The sequence below is a fragment of the Ilumatobacter sp. genome, assembly GCF_041688325.1.
Taxonomy (GTDB): Bacteria; Actinomycetota; Acidimicrobiia; order Acidimicrobiales; family Ilumatobacteraceae; genus Ilumatobacter_A.
The window spans coordinates 1-17,317 of sequence record NZ_JBDNIJ010000124.1 but is presented as its reverse complement, the minus strand read 5'-3'; the positions used below and the strand labels follow the sequence as shown (position 1 = coordinate 17,317).

The window sequence follows — 17,317 nt, the reverse complement described above, 5'->3', positions numbered from 1 at the left end:
TGCGTTCTGCACCGCTTGTGACGATGAGCTGCTCGCCAGGTACGGCCAATTTGGTTTCAATTCTGGGCTCAACGGTTCGTTCGCTGCCCGCGCTTGGTCGAACATCACCATGCCGGCACATTTTCCCTACATCGCCGCAGCTGCACAGAACCTGTACACGCAGAACACTGGCCGTTCGATCGATGGTGTGATCGTGATGGATCCATTCGTCATCCAGGCACTCATGAAGTACACCGGCCCGGTCGAAATCGAGGAACTCGGCGCAACCGTGCAACCGGACGATGCCGCAACATTCATTCTTGAAGATCAATACGTGCTCGCCGCGAAAGAGGACGACTCGGGGGACATTGACAACACCGATCGCATCGATGCGTTGGGCACCCTGGGCGACGAAGTCATTCGACGCCTCCTCGCCGGAACACTGCCCCCGCCGCCCGAACTGGCCAAAGACATGGGTCCACTCGTCGCTGAACGCCGCCTGCTCGTGTGGACCAACAACGCGGACGAACAAGACCTCCTCGACCGCGTCGGCCTGCTCGGTGCCATCCCCGCACTCGACGAAGCCGACGGTGGATTCAGTGTTTCGGTCACCAATGCCAGCGGCAACAAGATCGAGGTGTTCCTCGACCGGCAGACGACAGTCGAAGTGCAGACTGAGCCGAACGGTGAGCGCAAGCTGGTTGCCGACGTGACGTTCACCAACAACGCACCCGTCAGCGGGCTCCCTCGGTACGTCATTGGAAACAGCATCGGACTGCCGTTGGGATCATCGCGCCTGTTCGTGACGTTCTACGGTCCGCCATCGCTCGCCGAGATCCAGCTGAACGGCCAGACCACCGACGTTTCGCCGCTCGCAGAGGCCGGCTGGATGGGATATGCCCAGTTCCTGGTGCTGGCGTCGGGGGAGTCGGCGACGTACCACCTCGAATTTCGGCTTGGGCAGGCCGCAGTTCCGGCGAGCACAGCGGGCACTGTTGCATCAATGCCACTTTCGACACCGACAATCTGGGAACAGCCGCTGTCTCAACGCGGCGATTGAATCAGCGATTAACTTCACGATCTTCCAGAAAGTTGACTTTGCCTTGAGCTCTTCGATAGAGTTCGTCCCAAATCTACGGGAGGAATACACATGAAGAAGCTCGCACTTGCGCTTATGGCATCGTCAGCGATGGTTTTAGGCATGGGTATGGTCGCAAACGCGTCCACGTACCCCCCAGCCGCCACACCCACGACTGTCAGTGACTCGACGCCGGCTGCAGGTAGCTCGTTCACTGTCGAAGTCGCTTGCTCGCCGATCGGTGACTCGGTTGTCTTCGTGTTGAACTCGACTCCAGTCCAGACCGTCACGGCGATCTGTGTTGGCGAGAGCTCCGAGCTGACCACCGGCTCGTTGATTGGTTCTTTGATTGCTCAGGTTTCTACTTCCGGTATTGCTCGTGCGACGTTCACGGCTCCGACCGCCGAAGGCGTCTTCACCGTCTCCTTCTCCGGCGCAGCCGTTGGCTCCACCTCGATCAGCGTTGTAGGTGCTCCGGCTGAGGCTCCTCCCGCTGCTCCCGCTGCTCCCGCTGCTCCCGCTGCTCCCGCTGCTCCCGGCGGCGGTCTTCCGGCAACGGGTTCCAACGGAATCGGCTCGATGACGCTCATTGCAGTCGGACTCTTCGGAGCCGGCGCCGGACTCTTCGCTGTGTCGCAGGTGCGTCGCCGCCAGACCGTTATCGCCTGATTCCACACACACTTCCGTAAGCAAAGGAGCGTCGCCTGCGGGCGACGCTCCTTTGCTTTTTCGGTCGGTAGCGTCGACAGACGTTCGCTGGGCACAAAATTTTACGGGTGTCATGTACCCGGCGCGTTTGGTTATGTAACCTCAAGCGGGCATGAAGAACAATTGGTCGATATACGTGATTGTCGTGACGATCAGCTCATTGGCAGGCGTCGCCATCGCCGGGCTGCCGAACTCCGCGGGCACTGAACCCACCATCGTCACTCCTGCGGCCACCGCTGCGCCGACAACAATCCTCGCTCCGGTCGCAGTGACCACCACAACCGAAGCCGCCGCCGAAGCCGCCGCCGAAGCCGCCTCCACCGAGCCGCCCCAGACATCGACGACCGTTCTGACCACCACGACCACCACGACCACCACCACGATCGTCGGTGAGCCTCCTGTGGCACGAACTGACGTCGTGGTCGTTGCGGTCAACGGAGCCGGTGGGAATGGCCTGGCGGCGGGGGTACGTGACCAACTCGTCGGCCTCGGATACGACAAGGCGCGGGTCGCTAACGGCACCGACTTCGTCGATGTGACCAAAGTCTATTTCTTTGACGGATTCGTGAGCGCAGCCGAGCAGGTCTCGCTCGATCTTGGTCTCGATCCTGCTCTCATCGAGCCCGTGATCATGTCGCCGAGTTTCGGCGTGTTCAACGGCGACCAGGTGACCGTGTACATCGGCCGCGATAGATCCTGACTTGCGGTCGAACGTGCAGCTCAGGTTCGATCGAAGGAAGCAAGGTGGGCCTGTCCTTCGGCGCACGACTCAGCCAGTGGGCACCAACGGCAACTACTTCCGGGGCGCTTGATCGGCTCGCGCTCCTGGGCGGCCAGCGCCACCATGGCGTCGATGCCGTCGAGTGTGCGCCGAACCGCTGTGCGCAGCAGTCGCTCGCTCACGTCGTCGACCTGGGCCTCGGCTGCATCGAGGTAAAACGTGGCGACCTTGCGCGGCGGGACACTTCTGACGAGCGTTTCGACCAGTGCATAAAACCCGAGGTCCTGGCGATGCCGAGGGCTCACCCTGCCCGTCTTCAAGTCGATAATCACCTTGCGGCTCTCGGCCCCAGCAGGTTTGCCGATCATCATGTCGACGCGCGCCCGCAGCAGGATTGGACCGGAGGCCGGCCACTGTGCCGCCGCCTCAGTGACCGGGTTGGCCCGGCGATCGAGCGGCGGGAAGCTCTCGACGAACTTTGTGACACGTTCTGATGACAGGCCTCTGACGTCAGCCAGGTCGGCTTCACCCAGTTCGGCAATCCACAACCCGATTCCACGGTCTTCGTTGGCAAGCCGCGACATGGCTTCGTCGACGAGTTCGGTCGGAGATGGCTCGCCTCGCCACCCGAGGTACAACTGGATTGCCCGGTGGGCGACCTGGCCTTTTGCAGTCGCTGGTGTCCATTCGAACTCGTCGGGCGCCAAGAAGTGGGCTTCGCAGTCGAGGACCGAGCCAATTCGATGCTTGGTGACGAAAAGCTCCTGCCCCTCATCAAGCCGTGTGGCGAAGTGATCGAGTGCGGCGCGGACCTCGTTGCGGATGTCGGTGATGAGGTCCTGATCAAAGATGATCGGCTCACCAGTTCGCCGAAGCGCATCGAGTGTCCGTTGCTGGGTTGGATTGAGAGCAGGAGTGTTCGCTGCTGAGGGCTCGGCTGCGTCCGTCTCGCTCACAACTTCGGACTGTATCGAACCTGGCCGACCGGTCGGTATCTTCGATTCCCCAGCCGCGACCGGCCATCGTTGGTCGCGCGACAGCGGCCTTCGTGTGTGACACCCCATCGTCATGATGGAAACATGGAATTCGCTTCGACCGTCGACTTCGCACAGGCAGCCCGTCTGCTCTCGCGGGCCACTCGCCGTCTGAGCTTCACGGCCCCTGGGTTTCGCTGCCCGCCGCGTCTGGTCGGGGTCGATCGCACGATTCGTCGGCGCGAAACTGGCTCCGTTGTCTCCGTTCGGGTCAAGGGCCGCCCGCAGGCGGCAGTGCTCGCCGACATGATCGAAGGCATCGTCGTGTCGAACGGACTTGTGGCACCGGATGCCGATCGGTTGCGAAGCGAACTGTGGAGTGTGGTCGATGCCAGCGTGTCGGCAGCACTGAGTGGGGGAGCGGTGCGCGGCGCGGCATGAGTCGACCCGTAACCTAGGCAGCACACACCCGCCCGGGTGGCGAAACTGGCAGACGCGGGGGGCTTAAACCCCCCTTCCATTCACGTGGAGTACGGGTTCAAATCCCGTCCCGGGCACTCATACGCTGGTCTTATGTGAGTTGGACTCTTTGCTCGACTGAGAGGAAAACCTGAAAAGGTCCCGAAAGGGTCCCGGATGGTTTACGATCGCGTCTATGGCACGAGGAACGGTGTTCAAGCGCCAGGGGAGTTGGGGGTTCAAGGCTGAGGCCGGCCTGCATCCCGAAACCGGGAAGCGTCGCCAGGTCAAGCGGCAGGGCTTCCGTACGAAGCGCGAGGCCGAGCAGGCGCTCGCCGAGGTGCAGAAGACCGTCTTCGACGGCACTGTCGTGGCCAATTCGAACATGCGGCTCGACGACTTTCTGGACGAGTGGCTTGCCGGCCAGAAAGCTCGGTTGCGCTCCTCGACTCATCACTCCTATGCGATTGCGAGCAAACGGCTGAAGCAGCATCTCGGTCGTTGCAAGTTGCAGGCGCTCACGCCGTTGCAGATCGAGAAGTTCTACGCCGACCTGCTCGACCACGGTGGACGCACCGGGGAAGGCCTCGCGCCGAAGACGGTCAAGAACACGCACGTCGTCCTCCGCAAAGCGCTGGCCGACGCCGAACGGCTTGGGTTGGTACAGCGCAACGCAGCCGCCGCAGCTCGGGGTCCGTCGGTGACGCGGCGGGAGATGACGACGTGGTCGTCGGATCAGCTCAAAGAGTTCACCGCAGTTGCCCAGGAGTCGCGGATGCGCAACGCGTTCACGATCCTGGCCAGCACGGGGGTCCGGCGTGGAGAGGCACTCGGGCTTCGTTGGGGTGACATCGACTTCGACTCGTCCCAGATTGCAATCGTTCAGACGGTGTCGACGGTGGGCAGCAAGATCGTCGTCGGCCAGCCCAAGACCGCCGGGAGCCGACGAACCGTCTACGTCCACGACACCACGATCAAGGCACTGCGCCAGCAGCGCCAGTTGCAGGCCGAAGAGCGACTCGCCGCCGGGCCGGTGTGGGAGAGCGGCAACGACCTCGTCTTCCGGAACGTCACCGGCGGACCGGTGAACCCGGATCAGTTCTCGAAGCACTTCAACGAACTGGTCGAGCAAGCCGAGGTTCCACGCATCCGACTCCACGATCTCCGCCACACGAACGCGACGCTGTCGTTGAAAGCCGGCGTGCATCCGAAGGTCGTGTCGGAGCGACTCGGTCACTCGTCGATCGCGATCACGCTCGACCTGTACTCGCATGTCACGCCGGGTATCTCGCGTGACGCAGCGGCCACGGTCGAGTCGATGATGTTCGACTGAGCATCGGCGGCCAGTCAGGGGTTGGGAATCGTCGAGGCCCGTTCGAGGAGGTTGTCGATGGCCTGTGTCGGCACGACGATCCGTCCGCCGAGCCGCAGCGCCGGCAGGTCACCAGTGCGGACGCACTCGTACGCCGTCGTGCGCGAGATGCCGAGCATTGCTGCGGCCTCGGTGACAGTCATGGTGCGGGGGTTGGGTGTGGCGACTTCGTGCATGGTGCGACCTCGTGTACGGTTCGGGTGGAGCGTCTGCCTTCGTAAAGGCGCACAACGACACGCAAGGGGACAGACGCTCCCCGGTCAGCCCTGCAGCAGTCCGCCCCCGACGGGTCTCTCGTCGCGTCGCCTTGTGCTCGGTCCGGTCGTGGCGCGTCGGCGGCTGTGTGGCTCCGGTGCCGCCTCCATAGCTCGTGGTCCTTGGTGTCGGAGTGCCGTCGCGTGCGTTCCTGGCCCGGGTTTCGTTCCGCGAGGTCGATCTCGCCAGATCGTGTGTCATCGGAGGCCGGCTTTCGATGTCGTGTGACTGGTTGGTGGGAGGGCATACACCTTTGCGGGTTTCCCGAAACGGGAAACCTGGCGACACGACCAACCTCGGCGACCTGGCGTGGGGGAGTGTCCGGTGAGACGTGTCAGGTTCTGCGAGAGCGGAACCTGCAAGGGTGTATGCCCTCCCTCCGCCTGCGCGCACGACCCGCCTGCCGCCATCTGTGATGGGGCACGATCCGACGCTGGAGGCTGACCTGAGCGGCGCCTGGACAATCGCACCCCGGGCGACCGACTGCACAGCAGCGGTGTTGCCCAACCGAGAAGGAACACGCGGTGAAACGGCGGATGCGGCGGGCCAGGGACGGCGACGACGAACGAGACATGATTGCTCGCGTGTTGCGACGGCTCCTCGGCGACGAGGTCGTGCTGTTGGCCAGGTGTGATCGGGTGCCGTGCGGCTGATCGGGTGATGCGTCGTGCGTGCTCGCGAGACGATCGGACGAGGGCTGCCTCCTGAGTGCAACCGACGCTTCCTTGGCGTCACGATTCGGGTGCTGATCGGCACGATGCTCACCTTTGGCCTCGCAACGAGAACGGGGAGCACCTCGACGCTGGTTCATTTTGCTCCCCCGTTCACCGATGCTTCATCGGTGCCCGACTCGATTCGCGTCTTACCGGAAACCCGCGGGTACGACGGCCAGTTCTATTACCGCCTCGCCGAATCGCCGCTTTCCACCGCGCAGCAGGCCGCTGGGGTGCAGTTCGACCATCCAGCACTTCGAACGACGAGGATCGGATACCCGATGCTGGCAGCGGCAATTTCCTCGACGCCGGTGTCGACCGTGAACGCAATGCTGCTGGTTAACCTGATCTCCTACGGCGCTATCGGAGTGGCTGGGCTCAGTATCGCTGACTCCGCGGGAAGGCGGCCGCAGTTCGGGCTGGCTCTGCTCTTCGTGCCCGCCTTCGTGTACGGCACGACCATGTCGGTCACCGACACGCTGGCGGGTGCGCTCGTGCTCGTCGGCATCTCGTTGCTCCTCCGCACGAGTTGCGTTCCGGCCGCCATTGCCTTCAGCGCGGCCGCTCTGACGCGTGAGACTGCATTGCTGATCCCGCGGTCATCCTCACCGGTCTGCTGTATCGGCGGATACGGGATCGTCTGAGACCGGAGGATCGGCAGTTGGTGGTCGTCGGACTCCTGCCCATCATCTGCTTCGTCGGATGGCAATCAGTGGTCGTCGCGCTCTGGGGTGAAGTCGGACCCTTGAGTTCAGGCGGCAAGAACCTCACGTTTCCGTTCCTCGGACCCATCATCACCGACGGCTATCTCGACCCCGCCACGACAGAGCAGTGGATGAACATCCTGGTTCCAGCCGCCGTGATCTCGATCATCGCAATGGCCGTGCTGGCATTGGTCCGTGGCGAAGTGGACCGCCTCGACACCAATCTTGCAATCGGTTTCAGCGTGGCCACCGCCATCGCGGTATCGATCGGCCCAGCACTGCTCGAGACGTATCGCAGCTCGGTTCGAGGCATGGGCGACGCTGCGCTGCTCACCATCGTGGCGGTCCTCTTCGGAACAGGGACGTGGTCGCGACTGGCGTTGCTAAGCGTCGTGGCAGTCGGTGGTGGATTGATGATGTGGGAGCTACGGATTGCACCAGACCTCTCCTAACAAGAACGAGTTGCGAGCAATTACGCCCGGCATCTTCGAAATCGGCGGGTAAGACTTCGACGTCAAGGAGCCCACCCCACGCGATGCGCTCAGAAAATCGTCGCCTCAGCCGCCCCCAACCCGCTCCTGATCCTCACTTGCGATCGGCGGCCCCTGCTCCAGACTGCGCTCGCGCTGTTCGTCGTTCGCGGGTCTTCGTCGAGATCAGGCGGTCTTGTTGTCGTGTTCGAGTTCGTGGTCGACCGCACGGCGAATCCACGCTGAAACCGATCGATCGTCCGCGTCGGCTGCGTCGCGGATTTTGGCGAGCGTGTCGGGTGGAAACCTGACTGGGACCAGTTCGGTCAACTTGGAGTTGCGTCGCCGAGCGGGACCCTGCGGCATCTGGTTCTCTGGGTCGGCATAGAAGTCGTGCTCCTCTTGGCGGGTCATCTTCTTGTTGGTCATCGGTCCTCCTTGTATTTGTCAGCGAGATGCTTTGCAGCGACATAGCAACCAATCGGGCGACACTTCGATGGGTCGCCGTGATCGGACGGAGCGAGGGGCACCATTACGACCTCTCCGGCAATGTCGGCGAGCATCAGCCAGTGTGCTGGAGGAGTCGCTGGGTAGAACAGTGGATCCGAGTTCCAGATCTCGTAGATGTCGTCGATGCCGAACGGTTCATGTTTGAAGAGATGGGAAGCTTGTCGGTCGATTTCGAATGGATTGGCGTCGTCCAGCTGATCGATGTCGAACCGGTCGTCCACATCTCAAGTGTATGACAAACGAATACGAAAGTCGAGAGTCCGCAGGGCTTGATCCAGCGAGTCCCAGACGGGCGTCGCGGCATTGGCAAGCAGCGGTCGAAAAGGTCCCGAAAAGGTCCCGTGATTTGCCGACACGGACCGGATTCGTCGACATCGGCCGGATGGGACGGACGGGAGACCCTGACGGAACAAGGCTTTGCGGATGAAAGCGGATCAGACGGACGTCAAAGCCCAGGCTTAACCCCCCCCTTCCATTCACGTGGAGTACGGGTTCAAATCCCGTCCCGGGCACCACCACTGAGCAGGTGGAACGTTCGAAATCGGGGCTCTGTGTTCGTCGGGATATGAGGCGCCCGATCACGAAAAGATCACGAACGTGTTTTGTGAGGGCGGCCTATCGGTGTCGAAACTCGATAGAGGGTCATCACGGGCAAGCAGAGAAGTGGCGCTTCGCAATCCGTTGTGCTAGCATTGCTGTCGACGCAAGCAGCTTGGAGGTGGCGGCGTGGCAACACTGACGATCAGAGGGATCGATGACGAACTACGCAATCGACTGAAGGTTCGTGCTGCGCAACATTCCCGATCCATGGAAGCCGAAGTGAGAGAGATCTTGGCCGGTGCGCTGGCGGGCGGCTCGAACGACGTCGGTCTTGGGAGTCGAATTCATCAGCGGTTCGCGGCCATCGGTGGTGTCGTACTCGATGGGGCTGATCGGGCGGAACGGCCTCGGTCAGGCCTCGAATGATGGTGTGGGACACGAATGTCGTGTCCGAACTGATGCGCCCGGAACCGTCTGAGCAGGTCGTGGAGTGGACCGATCGACAGCCCATCGATGAGGTGTTCATCACGGCGATCACGGTGGGGGAGTTGCTGTACGGGATCGGTCGGCTGCCGACGGGTCGACGGCGCAACGAGTTGTCCGAGCTGTTCGACGAGATGGTCACGGAGGACTTCGAGCGCCGCGTCTTGGCCTTCGATGGAGTGGCGGCTGCTCACTACGCCGACATCGTCGTGGAGCGGGAGCGGGTCGGGCGCCCGATCAGCATGGCCGATGCGCAGATCGCCGCGATCTGTCGGAGTCACGGTGCGACGGTTGCGACCAGAAACGTCGACGACTTCGCCGACGTCGGAGTCGACATCGTGAACCCGTGGACCACTTCTTGACCCATTCAGCCCTCCGTCAGGATTTCGGCTCCGGGCGAACTACGACGCACTGTCCCAGAATCAGATCAACCGGGACTGGCGGAAACCCGTCGTGGCAGCGTTCTCGCGCAATCGTCGCAACGGCTTGCTCGAGACGGCCCGTGACGCCGGACACCTCAACGTCGTTCGGGAGATGATCGGCGGCCAAGCTGGTCGCTTCGCCGATGACGCCAGCATGCCTGGTGACGACGAGATCGACTGGCCTGCTTACGTCGCCAAGGTCGAAGCCGCTGCCCGCTCCGCCCATGGGAGTCGCCCGAGCGACCAGATGCCATCTTGAAGCGAACCGACGCAGTTGTTCGTGGCGATCGGTTGTGCATGGCCAGCAGATGCCCAGCCCCGCTCGATCGGCCCGTGATCACCCGAGCCGAACCTCTCGGACGCCTGCGCAAGAACGGCATGCGAATCGAGTCGGAGGTGAGCATTTATCGCGTACCTAACGGTCGAGAAACCAACATCACCAGCCCTCGCATAATGCCGGTTCGCGAGCGGGTGATTGGCCGAGCGACGAGTGAGATTATCGCTCGGGTTGCTGAGCTGTTTCGGGTTCGCTCAGCGGAGTGCGTCGGGCTCTCGATCACCGATACTCGCTGGATGTGAGCATCGGTGCCGAGCGACACTGGACCGATGGAACACGCCGAGATCTGGGATGCTGACGCCGCTGGCCGATACGACACGCCCGGCGTCGGCATGTTCGCACCGGAAGTACTTGGCCCTGCCGTCGAACGCCTTCGCGAGCTCGCTGGCGGGGGTCGAGCACTGGAGATGGCCATCGGTACTGGCCGCGTTGCCGTCCCGCTCGCTGCGACTGGTGTCGCAGTTGCAGGGATCGAACTCTGCCAGCCCATGATCGACCAACTCCGCACCAAAGCGAGCGCTCACGACATCCCAGTCGTGCTTGGCGACATGACCACTGCCAGAGTCGACGGCGAATTCAACCTCGTGTTCCTCGTCTTCAACGGCATCAGCAACGTGCTCACCCAAGACGCGCAGATCGCCGTGTTCAAGAACGCTGCGCGCCACCTCGCCCCACGGGGCCGGTTCGTCATCGAGTTGTGGGTCCCCGACCTGCGGACCCTGCCACCCGGACGCACGGGATCGGTGTTCGCCGCCCGGCCCGGCTATCTCGGCGCCGATGTCTTCGACACCGTCGATCAGCAGGTCGTATCCCACCACGTCACGTTCGGTCGAGACTCCGGCACCAATGCCCAGGTCTTTCGGAGCCCTCACCGCTACATCTGGCCAGCAGAACTCGACCTCATGGCCCGCATCTGTGGGTTCAGCCTCGAGAGCCGCCACGGAGGCTGGTCGGGCGAACCGTTCACAGCAGAATCACGAGACCACGTCTCGGTCTATCGCCTCTCGTAGGTTCCAGATCGGAACGCCTGTGGTCGGCGCGACCTGAGCGCGATACTGCGCTCCTTGCCGGCGCTGCGGTGGCATCGCCCGTCCACGCACCGTGCCGGATCTGGGACTACCCGACGTGCGTTTCTGGGTCGCGATTATCGCGCAGGGTCGCCGGTAGGTGGGGCGAAAGGAAGTTGGAGTGCCATGCGGTGCTGGGCAACGACGAAGGAGAAGGAGATGAAGGGTCGTGGCGACTGGTTCGGTGGCGGTGTGCTGCAGTCAGGTTGGCGGGTCACATCCGATCCCGGCGAGGTTGTCACGACTAATCGGCTCTGGTGAGCTCCCATCGGTAATGAGGCTCCCGGTGGCGACCGCATCAGTGCGTTGCAGCAGCGAGTCGAACCATGGCCCTTCGCTCATCTCCTCCACGATCGCCCACCCGCGGGCACCGCCGAGGATCTCCTCGGCTCGCTCGGCGGTTTGCTGATCTCCTGCGTCCTTGGCCGCAAACCAGGCATCGATCCATCCGCACACGAGGGGCCCGAGCACGGCAATCGCCACCTGTGTGCGATTGCCAACGATGTCAGCTTGGGTGAGGTCCGACCGTGCGAGTCCGGGCGGGAAGGCGATGTCGGCGGTCATCTGTTCTACGACGGCAGCTTGGCTGTCGGGTTGAACGATCGACGCAGGAAGTGCGCTCAGCCAGGTATCAACGTCCACGATCTCGAGGTCGTTCAACACATCGATGAACTCGCTGTCGATGGTCGAGGGCGCGACGACTTCCACAGAGTGGCCCTCGATGAGCGCCACGGCGCGGTACTCGCCTCTGCCATAGTCGAAGACCGTCCAGTCAATGCCGTCTGCGGTCGTCGAGACTGTCGCCGACGATGACTGGCTGCGGTCATCAGCCAGCCCAGCGAACCCGGAGCCGGGCGTCCAGAACACGTCGACGCTTCGCTCACCGTTCTCGAATGTCACCTCGCCCGTATCGGCAGAGAACGCTCCGACTCCCTCAACAGTCCATCCGTCGATGAGCACACGAGGAGCGCTCTCCGCAACGACGATCGCCTCGGCCGCCCACACGGGCTCGTCAGAGTCACCGGTCCAAACAACTGCAGCAGCAACAAGCAATGCGACCAGGCAAGCAGCCGCCAACAGCCAGCGCCGACTGTGTTGCGCCCGCTCAGGTTCACGGTGCTGGCGCTCATCAACGATCCCGCTCTCGGGCGGACGCATTGCCTGACCCGTGGAGTCTTCCAGCCAGGCGAAGTAGTCCGACAGTCTCGTTTCCACGTCAAACCCGGTCACGGTCAACCTCCAGTGCTTGCTTGAGAGCGGCGAGTGCTCGCTCGACGTGGGTTCGAACAGACGACACGCTGACGTCGAGCACAACGGCTGCTTCGGTAGCGGGCCACCCGTGCCCGTGGACCATCACGACGCAGATTCGTTGCATCTCTGACAACGCCGAGAGCGCCGGCAACAACTCCGGTGTGAACGAATCAACCAGTTCCGGCTCAGGAGCCGGGAAGAGCGGGCCGCTACGTCGCATACGGCGGGCGGCGGTCTGTCCGACCCGATAGAGATAGCCGACTGGGTTCGCCATCTCAGAGACCGACGACCAATTCTCCCAGCCGAACGCGATCGCCTCGGCAGCCGCGTCCGCTCCCGCGTCGGCGCCGTACGCGCCGACGAGCGCAGATCGCAGTTTCGGTGCCGCTTGCTCGGCGAACTCTTCGAACCTCACAACCTGTAGAGCATCTCACCACCCGAAAACACGACACACACCTCCCTCGAACAGGACGCGCCCGGCCGGACAACTGATCCAACCGCCAGCACCGATCGACAGACACCGCACGCCAAATCGACATCCGCAGGTCCCCGCTACAGGTCAAACGGTACGGGCCTGAGCAATATCGGACACCTCCCCGTCAGGACACCGACCTCAACAGAACGTGCTTCATGCCGGTGATGAGCTGCCTGACTTGCCGCCTGCTTGAACATTCTGATTGCCAACGATCCGGCCAATCACGCACGCACGTCCATGGAAGAGCTTCCCGACTACTACCGAGTGTGCCCGGGCGGGCCGATAGCGCACTGTCTCATCAGCGCAGCTATCTGGCTTCGGTCACGAGGAGCACGGTGCAGACGTCAGCGGATTGGCTGAGCCCGGCCTCCACGACGGTGGTGCCAACGAGTTCTGGAGCGATGAACGTTTGGCCGGGTTCGCTGAGATAGCTGGGGTCGGGCGGAGTCTCGCCGCTGTTGGTTGGCGGTCGTGGGCTGACATAGAGGTGGGAGATCTCCGTGCCATCGGTGAGGGCGATGGAGAGCACCTCGCCTTGTTGGACTTCGAGGTTGGGTCGATCGCGTCGACAAGCACCGTTCGGATGGAACCTTGCGACTCCTTTGGCACCAATCATCGTGATCCCATCGGCAATCGGTTGGGGTGGTCCGGACGCTAGGGCGTCATTGACTGCGGTCGCCCACGAGTCCCCGACGCGACGATCGGCGAGTTGGTCTTCGTCGATCCAGTACGGCACGACGGTACGAAGTCCGTCCGAACGCACCAGTTCGACAGTGACCTGTTCATCGTCCAGATCTGTCTCATCGTTGGCACGCGGAGCGGTAGGGGCGACGCGAAGATCATTAACGAGTTGGCGCACCAGTGTTGGATCGTCGATGGTGGCGAGCCTGGTGCTGCCGTCGAAGCCGCTGTTGATCCTGATCTCGAAGACGTCAGCGCTGAATGCGAACCGATCGCCCGTCGGGCTCACATAGACCCGCACTTCGTCGCCGTTGACCGCCGCGACCCTGACGTCGGAGGGTTCGCTGCCGATCGCTCGGAGTTCGGTGCCGGGTGGTAGCGCCGAGGCGACGACGCCATCGGTGGGAACTTCCTGATCATCGCCTGTGTCGTTGCACGGCCATGCCTGGTCGACACGATCGATCACTGCGCCGAGATCGGAGGCATCGACGGCGTCTGTGTTGTAGCCGTCGCGGAAGTAGATGCGTCCGTCGATCGCCACAGCTTCACCGCATGTGGCATCGGATTCGCCGTCGCTTCGGCCTCCGGGCTGGAGAAGCAGGAGCCCACCGAAGCTGACTGAAAGGACCACGAGCGCTGCGGCAATGAACATCAGCGCGTGAGACTTGCGCGGGCGCTCTGCGTTGAGGAGCGCTTCCATCGGCGGGGCTGGGACAGCGGACGCTGTCAGCTGGTCAAGAGTCTGACGAATGCGGGCTGCGTCGTCGTTGTCACTCATTGGCGAGGGCCTCCTTGAGTTTCGCATGTGCACGCGTGCGATGCCGTTTGACCGTTACGACGGACACGCCAAGTCGTTCGGCGATCGTCGCGGTGGTCAAGTCCTCCCAGTGAGAGAGATGGACGGCAGCTCGCTGCCGGGGGCTCATCGCGCCCAGGGCGTCAACAATTCGAGGGTCGACTGTGTGGTCGTCGGCGGGCGTTGGTTCCCAGACCACGCGCTCGCGTCGACCTCGTCGTCGAGTCGCCCTCCAGTGATGCAGCGCGGCACGATGAACGCTTCTGTACAGGTAGGCGGGCACGTTGTCGATCTCCGAACCGGTCCGCAGAACGTTGAGCACCGCAACGCTCAACACGTCCTGTGCGTCGTTGCTGCCCACCAGAGCAGCTGCGAACCGCGACAGCGCGTCGGCGTGTTCTTCGTAGCACGCCTCGACCTGTTCTTTCCGCCTCACACCCTCATGATCCCACCGGGACGACAAACGGATGACACATTCGCTCAGAAACGAAAGCCAGGGTCCTGCCGCGGCGCTTCGCAGCCGATCGGCTCGTTCGCTCATCGTGGGAGAGCATCCCGCCCAGCGCGGTACATGAATCGAGTCGGATGCAAGCGTCGCGCTCCGCGGGTTGGGGGTAAGTGTCTACGCTTCCCGGGTGGCTGCGGTTGGTGTGATCGATGAGAGCTCGCCCGAGATCGGCGTAGATCGGGTCGTGTACACGATGGCGTTGGTGATCGTCGACGACGTAGACGAGGACCGCGTCCGTGATGCGCTCACTGCAGTGTTGAACCGTCGGCGACCGCTGCATTGGGAAAGTGAAGGCACCGTCGTGAAGCAGCGCATCGTTGACCTGCTCTGCACGCTCCCGGTCACTGTCCACGTGTGCGCTGCGACTGTGCACCGCAGCACCCAGCAGTCAACGCGTGTGCGGCTATTGCGAGAGCACCTGCTCGAGTACGCGGGTGCAGCCGGGGCAGGGCAGTTGTTGATCGAGCAGCGCTCCAAGGCTGAGGATGATTTGGATCGTCGCGAGGTGCGCGACTGGTTTCGTACCTCGCCGCACCGGTTTCGGGGCATCGAACACGCCACGAAGTCCGAACCGTTGGCGTGGATGCCCGACACCCTTGCCGGCGTGTGGGCCGACGTCGTACGTGATCAGGGCGACGGCTTCATCGAGCAGCTCGTCGGGTCCGGACGGCTGCTTTCGCTCAGTAGAGAATGAACGCGCAGCGCTGGTCTGAAAAGTGCGTCGGCCCCACGCCCTCTCCCTAGACGAACCGTGGTTCCTCGGGAGCGAGCTATGGGGCCTTCGACTTCCGCTGGGATCTGCCCAGTCGGCGTTACCCACAATTGAACACGAAAGATGACGTGTCGTCAACGCCGCGATGCGCAAACGGCGATCGCACCTGGCGCTGGACGCGAGCAGGAAGTCCGCCCGGCATGTTGCTTGGTCGGTAGCTCATCTGGCAGGTCTTGTCGAAGGTGGCTGGTGGTGCTCGCGTGGTTCTCCCATCAATCCGACAGGAGAACACCATGTCCAACACCAACACCAACGTCCCCGCACTCGTCCCGATCCCCGGCCAACTCGTCTTGATCGAACTGATCGAGCCAGGTGATCCGGGTGATGATCGTGTCGATCGGGCGTTGGCCGGCTATCTCGCCGGCTACTCCGGCACCACCCTGGTCGGCTACCGCCTTGATCTCCGCCAATGGGTGACCTGGGCCACCAATCTGCACCTCGATATCCTCGCCGCCGAACGAGCCCACATCGAGCTGTACGCCCGGTGTTGCGAGTCCGACGGCAAAGCCCGCTCGACGATCGGGCGGAGGTTGTCGACGATCTGCGGGTTCTACAAGTATTGCGAACAAGAACGCATCATCGACCGCAACCCCGCCGCCCACGTCCGCCGCCCCAAACAAGACTACGAATCATCAACCCTCGGCCTGGACCGCAACGAACTCGGCGCGTTCCTCGTCCAAGCCGGCCTGTCCGGCGGACGCGACCATGCGTTGGCGTCACTGCTCGCGTTGAACGGGCTACGCGTCTCTGAGGCGTTGAACGCCGACATCGACAACATGGACGTCAACCGTGGACATCGCACCTTGTTCATCCACCGCAAAGGCCACAAGACCGCCACCATCCCCCTCGCACCCAGAACCGCACGAGCACTCGATCTCTACATCGGCGAACGCACCACCGGGCCGATCTTCTTGAACCTCGACGGCACCCGACGACTCGACCGGCACGGCGCCGCACGCATCGTCCGCCGCCTCACCAAGCGCGCCGGGATCGACAAGAACATCAGCCCCCACTCACTCCGACGCAGTTTCATCACCGCCGCCCTCGACGCCGGCGTCCCACTCCGAGACGTCCAAGAAGCCGCATCACACTCCGACCCCAGAACCACCATGCGCTACGACCGCGGACGCGGATCCCTCGACCGGCACCCCACCTACATCGTGGCCACCTTCGTCGCCGGAGCTAGCCGCTGACACCCAACGATCCGCCCATATCAGCACGGCCCGATGCCCCGCAGTCGTGTGTTATCGGACTGCCGAGCGAGCGTCCTCCCAGCTCAACGCCATCACCAGCGGCTTCAGCCGCGCGCGTTTATGGACAAGTCGACCCCCGAGGTGGCCGTGAATATCGGACGACTCCGCTGACGAGGGGGCCCGAGATCCGTATCGAGTCCGAACCTCGGTGACGCTCATCGCCATTCGCCCATGACCGGCATGGAGATTCTCGCCAAACGCTCACCTCGTCGGCTTCCGTCCGGCCGCTCCCGATCGACGCTGACCCACTCGATAACGCGCGTTCCCTATAGTGCATACCGGTAGCGCTCAACGGCACATATGTGTGTGATCGGTGGGCACCCGCGAGCCGCCTCGTTGGCCGCCCATATTGTCGCCCGAACGGCTCGCGAGAGGCTCTTGGGCGACCGGGCCGCTCGCGCTTCTGTACGCTGAAGCAGCAAAGAACACCGGCGGCGGACGGTCGCCGTTTGACGACAAGCGTCCGTCGAGGTTGCGTGGCGCAACCGAAGTTGATCTCCAAAGATCACGAAAAGATCACAGGATTCGCCGCACCGTGCAGGATTCGGCGGTACGACCCGGACGGTGCTGGACGATCCGGACAGCAAACCCGTACAGAACAGGCCTTCCTGGACTCGGCTGGACGCATCGGACGGTTTCCAACCGGCTTAAACCCCCCTTCCATTCACGTGGAGTACGGGTTCAAATCCCGTCCGGGCACTCTGACCAGGTGTTTTGCAAACTCGTATTGTCGAAGTCGTCGATGAAGGTCGGTGCGTTCCTCGACCAGTGGCTCGCGAGCCGGCAGGG

General features: G+C 63.0%; 22 protein-coding genes and 1 tRNA gene. 15 read left to right on the top strand and 8 right to left on the bottom strand.

What is annotated here, in order from left to right; translation table 11 throughout:
- The 3 genes from ACH2EI_RS08270 to ACH2EI_RS08260 form a co-directional block, all read left to right on the top strand.
- Positions 1-1,039, top strand: a 1,039-nt coding sequence (locus tag ACH2EI_RS08270; RefSeq protein ID WP_395159689.1) for a DUF4012 domain-containing protein, incomplete at its 5' end; no start/stop codon positions are given.
- Between the two features lie 90 nt (positions 1,040-1,129).
- Positions 1,130-1,726, top strand: coding sequence for an LPXTG cell wall anchor domain-containing protein (locus tag ACH2EI_RS08265; protein ID WP_395159687.1), 597 nt, complete (start codon positions 1,130-1,132; stop codon positions 1,724-1,726).
- Between the two features lie 151 nt (positions 1,727-1,877).
- A complete protein-coding gene (locus ACH2EI_RS08260) occupies positions 1,878-2,465 on the top strand; it encodes a LytR C-terminal domain-containing protein (protein WP_395154120.1) in 588 nt (195 codons plus the stop codon).
- Between the two features lie 20 nt (positions 2,466-2,485).
- Here ACH2EI_RS08260 and ACH2EI_RS08255 read toward each other — a convergent pair whose 3' ends face one another.
- Positions 2,486-3,442 (bottom strand): PD-(D/E)XK nuclease family protein, encoded by a 957-nt coding sequence (locus ACH2EI_RS08255; protein ID WP_395154119.1) that lies wholly within the window; start codon positions 3,440-3,442, stop codon positions 2,486-2,488.
- A 123-nt stretch (positions 3,443-3,565) separates the two neighbouring features.
- On the opposite strand from ACH2EI_RS08255, the gene ACH2EI_RS08250 reads away from it, so the two are divergent.
- The 3 genes from ACH2EI_RS08250 to ACH2EI_RS08240 all read left to right on the top strand — a co-directional run bounded on the left by ACH2EI_RS08250 (position 3,566) and on the right by ACH2EI_RS08240 (position 5,252).
- A complete protein-coding gene (locus ACH2EI_RS08250) occupies positions 3,566-3,901 on the top strand; it encodes a hypothetical protein (protein ID WP_394932701.1) in 336 nt (111 codons plus the stop codon).
- 30 nt (positions 3,902-3,931) lie between these two features.
- Positions 3,932-4,017: transfer RNA gene (locus tag ACH2EI_RS08245), tRNA-Leu, on the top strand.
- 98 nt (positions 4,018-4,115) lie between these two features.
- The gene (locus tag ACH2EI_RS08240) at positions 4,116-5,252 is read left to right on the top strand and encodes a tyrosine-type recombinase/integrase (RefSeq protein ID WP_395154118.1); all 1,137 of its coding nucleotides are present in this window, start codon (positions 4,116-4,118) and stop codon (positions 5,250-5,252) included.
- Between the two features lie 14 nt (positions 5,253-5,266).
- Here the strand turns inward: ACH2EI_RS08240 and ACH2EI_RS08235 are convergent, their stop codons facing one another.
- On the bottom strand, positions 5,267-5,467 hold the full coding sequence (locus tag ACH2EI_RS08235; RefSeq protein ID WP_395154117.1) for a helix-turn-helix domain-containing protein: 201 nt from the start codon (positions 5,465-5,467) through the stop codon (positions 5,267-5,269).
- 603 nt (positions 5,468-6,070) lie between these two features.
- Here ACH2EI_RS08235 and ACH2EI_RS08230 point away from each other — a divergent pair.
- The 3 genes from ACH2EI_RS08230 to ACH2EI_RS08220 are packed head-to-tail and all read left to right on the top strand — an operon-like array spanning position 6,071 to position 7,415.
- The gene (locus ACH2EI_RS08230; protein ID WP_395154116.1) at positions 6,071-6,199 is read left to right on the top strand and encodes a hypothetical protein; all 129 of its coding nucleotides are present in this window, start codon (positions 6,071-6,073) and stop codon (positions 6,197-6,199) included.
- 14 nt (positions 6,200-6,213) lie between these two features.
- Positions 6,214-6,903 carry a hypothetical protein gene (locus ACH2EI_RS08225; RefSeq protein WP_395154115.1) on the top strand — a complete coding sequence of 230 codons (690 nt, stop codon included), beginning with the start codon at positions 6,214-6,216 and terminating at the stop codon, positions 6,901-6,903.
- A gap of 20 nt (positions 6,904-6,923) precedes the next feature.
- The gene (locus ACH2EI_RS08220) at positions 6,924-7,415 is read left to right on the top strand and encodes a hypothetical protein (protein WP_395159685.1); all 492 of its coding nucleotides are present in this window, start codon (positions 6,924-6,926) and stop codon (positions 7,413-7,415) included.
- 204 nt (positions 7,416-7,619) lie between these two features.
- Here ACH2EI_RS08220 and ACH2EI_RS08215 read toward each other — a convergent pair whose 3' ends face one another.
- Positions 7,620-7,862 (bottom strand): YlcI/YnfO family protein, encoded by a 243-nt coding sequence (locus ACH2EI_RS08215; protein WP_395154113.1) that lies wholly within the window; start codon positions 7,860-7,862, stop codon positions 7,620-7,622.
- Complete coding sequence (locus ACH2EI_RS08210; RefSeq protein WP_395154112.1) at positions 7,859-8,164, bottom strand: hypothetical protein; 306 nt, start codon at positions 8,162-8,164, stop codon at positions 7,859-7,861. Before ACH2EI_RS08210 ends, ACH2EI_RS08215 begins: the two co-directional genes overlap by 4 nt.
- Before the next feature lie 505 nt (positions 8,165-8,669).
- On the opposite strand from ACH2EI_RS08210, the gene ACH2EI_RS08205 reads away from it, so the two are divergent.
- From ACH2EI_RS08205 to ACH2EI_RS08190, 4 genes are all read left to right on the top strand, one after another.
- Positions 8,670-8,909: a plasmid stabilization protein gene (locus tag ACH2EI_RS08205; protein ID WP_395154111.1), complete on the top strand. Its 240-nt coding sequence runs from the start codon at positions 8,670-8,672 to the stop codon at positions 8,907-8,909.
- Complete coding sequence (locus tag ACH2EI_RS08200) at positions 8,906-9,328, top strand: type II toxin-antitoxin system VapC family toxin (RefSeq protein WP_395154110.1); 423 nt, start codon at positions 8,906-8,908, stop codon at positions 9,326-9,328. Before ACH2EI_RS08205 ends, ACH2EI_RS08200 begins: the two co-directional genes overlap by 4 nt.
- A 91-nt stretch (positions 9,329-9,419) precedes the next feature.
- Positions 9,420-9,647 carry a hypothetical protein gene (locus ACH2EI_RS08195; protein ID WP_395154109.1) on the top strand — a complete coding sequence of 76 codons (228 nt, stop codon included), beginning with the start codon at positions 9,420-9,422 and terminating at the stop codon, positions 9,645-9,647.
- A 347-nt stretch (positions 9,648-9,994) separates the two neighbouring features.
- Positions 9,995-10,735, top strand: coding sequence for a class I SAM-dependent DNA methyltransferase (locus tag ACH2EI_RS08190; RefSeq protein ID WP_395159683.1), 741 nt, complete (start codon positions 9,995-9,997; stop codon positions 10,733-10,735).
- Between the two features lie 258 nt (positions 10,736-10,993).
- Here the strand turns inward: ACH2EI_RS08190 and ACH2EI_RS08185 are convergent, their stop codons facing one another.
- The 4 genes from ACH2EI_RS08185 to ACH2EI_RS08170 form a co-directional block, all read right to left on the bottom strand.
- Positions 10,994-12,007 (bottom strand): hypothetical protein, encoded by a 1,014-nt coding sequence (locus ACH2EI_RS08185; RefSeq protein WP_395154107.1) that lies wholly within the window; start codon positions 12,005-12,007, stop codon positions 10,994-10,996.
- A 1-nt stretch (position 12,008) separates the two neighbouring features.
- The gene (locus ACH2EI_RS08180) at positions 12,009-12,458 is read right to left on the bottom strand and encodes an RNA polymerase sigma factor (RefSeq protein WP_395154106.1); all 450 of its coding nucleotides are present in this window, start codon (positions 12,456-12,458) and stop codon (positions 12,009-12,011) included.
- Positions 12,459-12,825: 367 nt separating this feature from the next.
- Positions 12,826-13,977, bottom strand: coding sequence for a hypothetical protein (locus ACH2EI_RS08175; RefSeq protein ID WP_395159681.1), 1,152 nt, complete (start codon positions 13,975-13,977; stop codon positions 12,826-12,828).
- Entirely contained in the window at positions 13,970-14,431 is a 462-nt protein-coding gene (locus tag ACH2EI_RS08170) for an RNA polymerase sigma factor (RefSeq protein WP_395159679.1), read from the bottom strand. Before ACH2EI_RS08170 ends, ACH2EI_RS08175 begins: the two co-directional genes overlap by 8 nt.
- A 199-nt stretch (positions 14,432-14,630) precedes the next feature.
- Here ACH2EI_RS08170 and ACH2EI_RS08165 point away from each other — a divergent pair, with 199 nt between their 5' ends.
- Together ACH2EI_RS08165 and ACH2EI_RS08160 are read left to right on the top strand one after the other, a co-directional pair.
- On the top strand, positions 14,631-15,197 hold the full coding sequence (locus tag ACH2EI_RS08165; RefSeq protein WP_395159677.1) for a hypothetical protein: 567 nt from the start codon (positions 14,631-14,633) through the stop codon (positions 15,195-15,197).
- A gap of 311 nt (positions 15,198-15,508) precedes the next feature.
- Complete coding sequence (locus ACH2EI_RS08160) at positions 15,509-16,468, top strand: tyrosine-type recombinase/integrase (protein ID WP_395154102.1); 960 nt, start codon at positions 15,509-15,511, stop codon at positions 16,466-16,468.
- The last annotated feature ends 849 nt before the right edge of the window (positions 16,469-17,317 follow it).

What these genes read in the sequence shown, in the direction of transcription:
- ACH2EI_RS08265 (WP_395159687.1), top strand. Translation starts at nt 1,130, where the DNA reads ATGAAGAAGCTCGCACTTGCGCTTATGGCATCGTCAGCGATGGTTTTA.
- ACH2EI_RS08260 (WP_395154120.1), top strand. Translation starts at nt 1,878, where the DNA reads ATGAAGAACAATTGGTCGATATACGTGATTGTCGTGACGATCAGCTCA.
- ACH2EI_RS08250 (WP_394932701.1), top strand. Translation starts at nt 3,566, where the DNA reads ATGGAATTCGCTTCGACCGTCGACTTCGCACAGGCAGCCCGTCTGCTC.
- ACH2EI_RS08240 (WP_395154118.1), top strand. Translation starts at nt 4,116, where the DNA reads ATGGCACGAGGAACGGTGTTCAAGCGCCAGGGGAGTTGGGGGTTCAAG.
- ACH2EI_RS08235 (WP_395154117.1), bottom strand. Translation starts at nt 5,467, where the DNA reads ATGCACGAAGTCGCCACACCCAACCCCCGCACCATGACTGTCACCGAG.
- ACH2EI_RS08215 (WP_395154113.1), bottom strand. Translation starts at nt 7,862, where the DNA reads ATGACCAACAAGAAGATGACCCGCCAAGAGGAGCACGACTTCTATGCC.
- ACH2EI_RS08200 (WP_395154110.1), top strand. Translation starts at nt 8,906, where the DNA reads ATGATGGTGTGGGACACGAATGTCGTGTCCGAACTGATGCGCCCGGAA.
- ACH2EI_RS08190 (WP_395159683.1), top strand. Translation starts at nt 9,995, where the DNA reads ATGGAACACGCCGAGATCTGGGATGCTGACGCCGCTGGCCGATACGAC.
- ACH2EI_RS08175 (WP_395159681.1), bottom strand. Translation starts at nt 13,977, where the DNA reads ATGAGTGACAACGACGACGCAGCCCGCATTCGTCAGACTCTTGACCAG.
- ACH2EI_RS08160 (WP_395154102.1), top strand. Translation starts at nt 15,509, where the DNA reads ATGTCCAACACCAACACCAACGTCCCCGCACTCGTCCCGATCCCCGGC.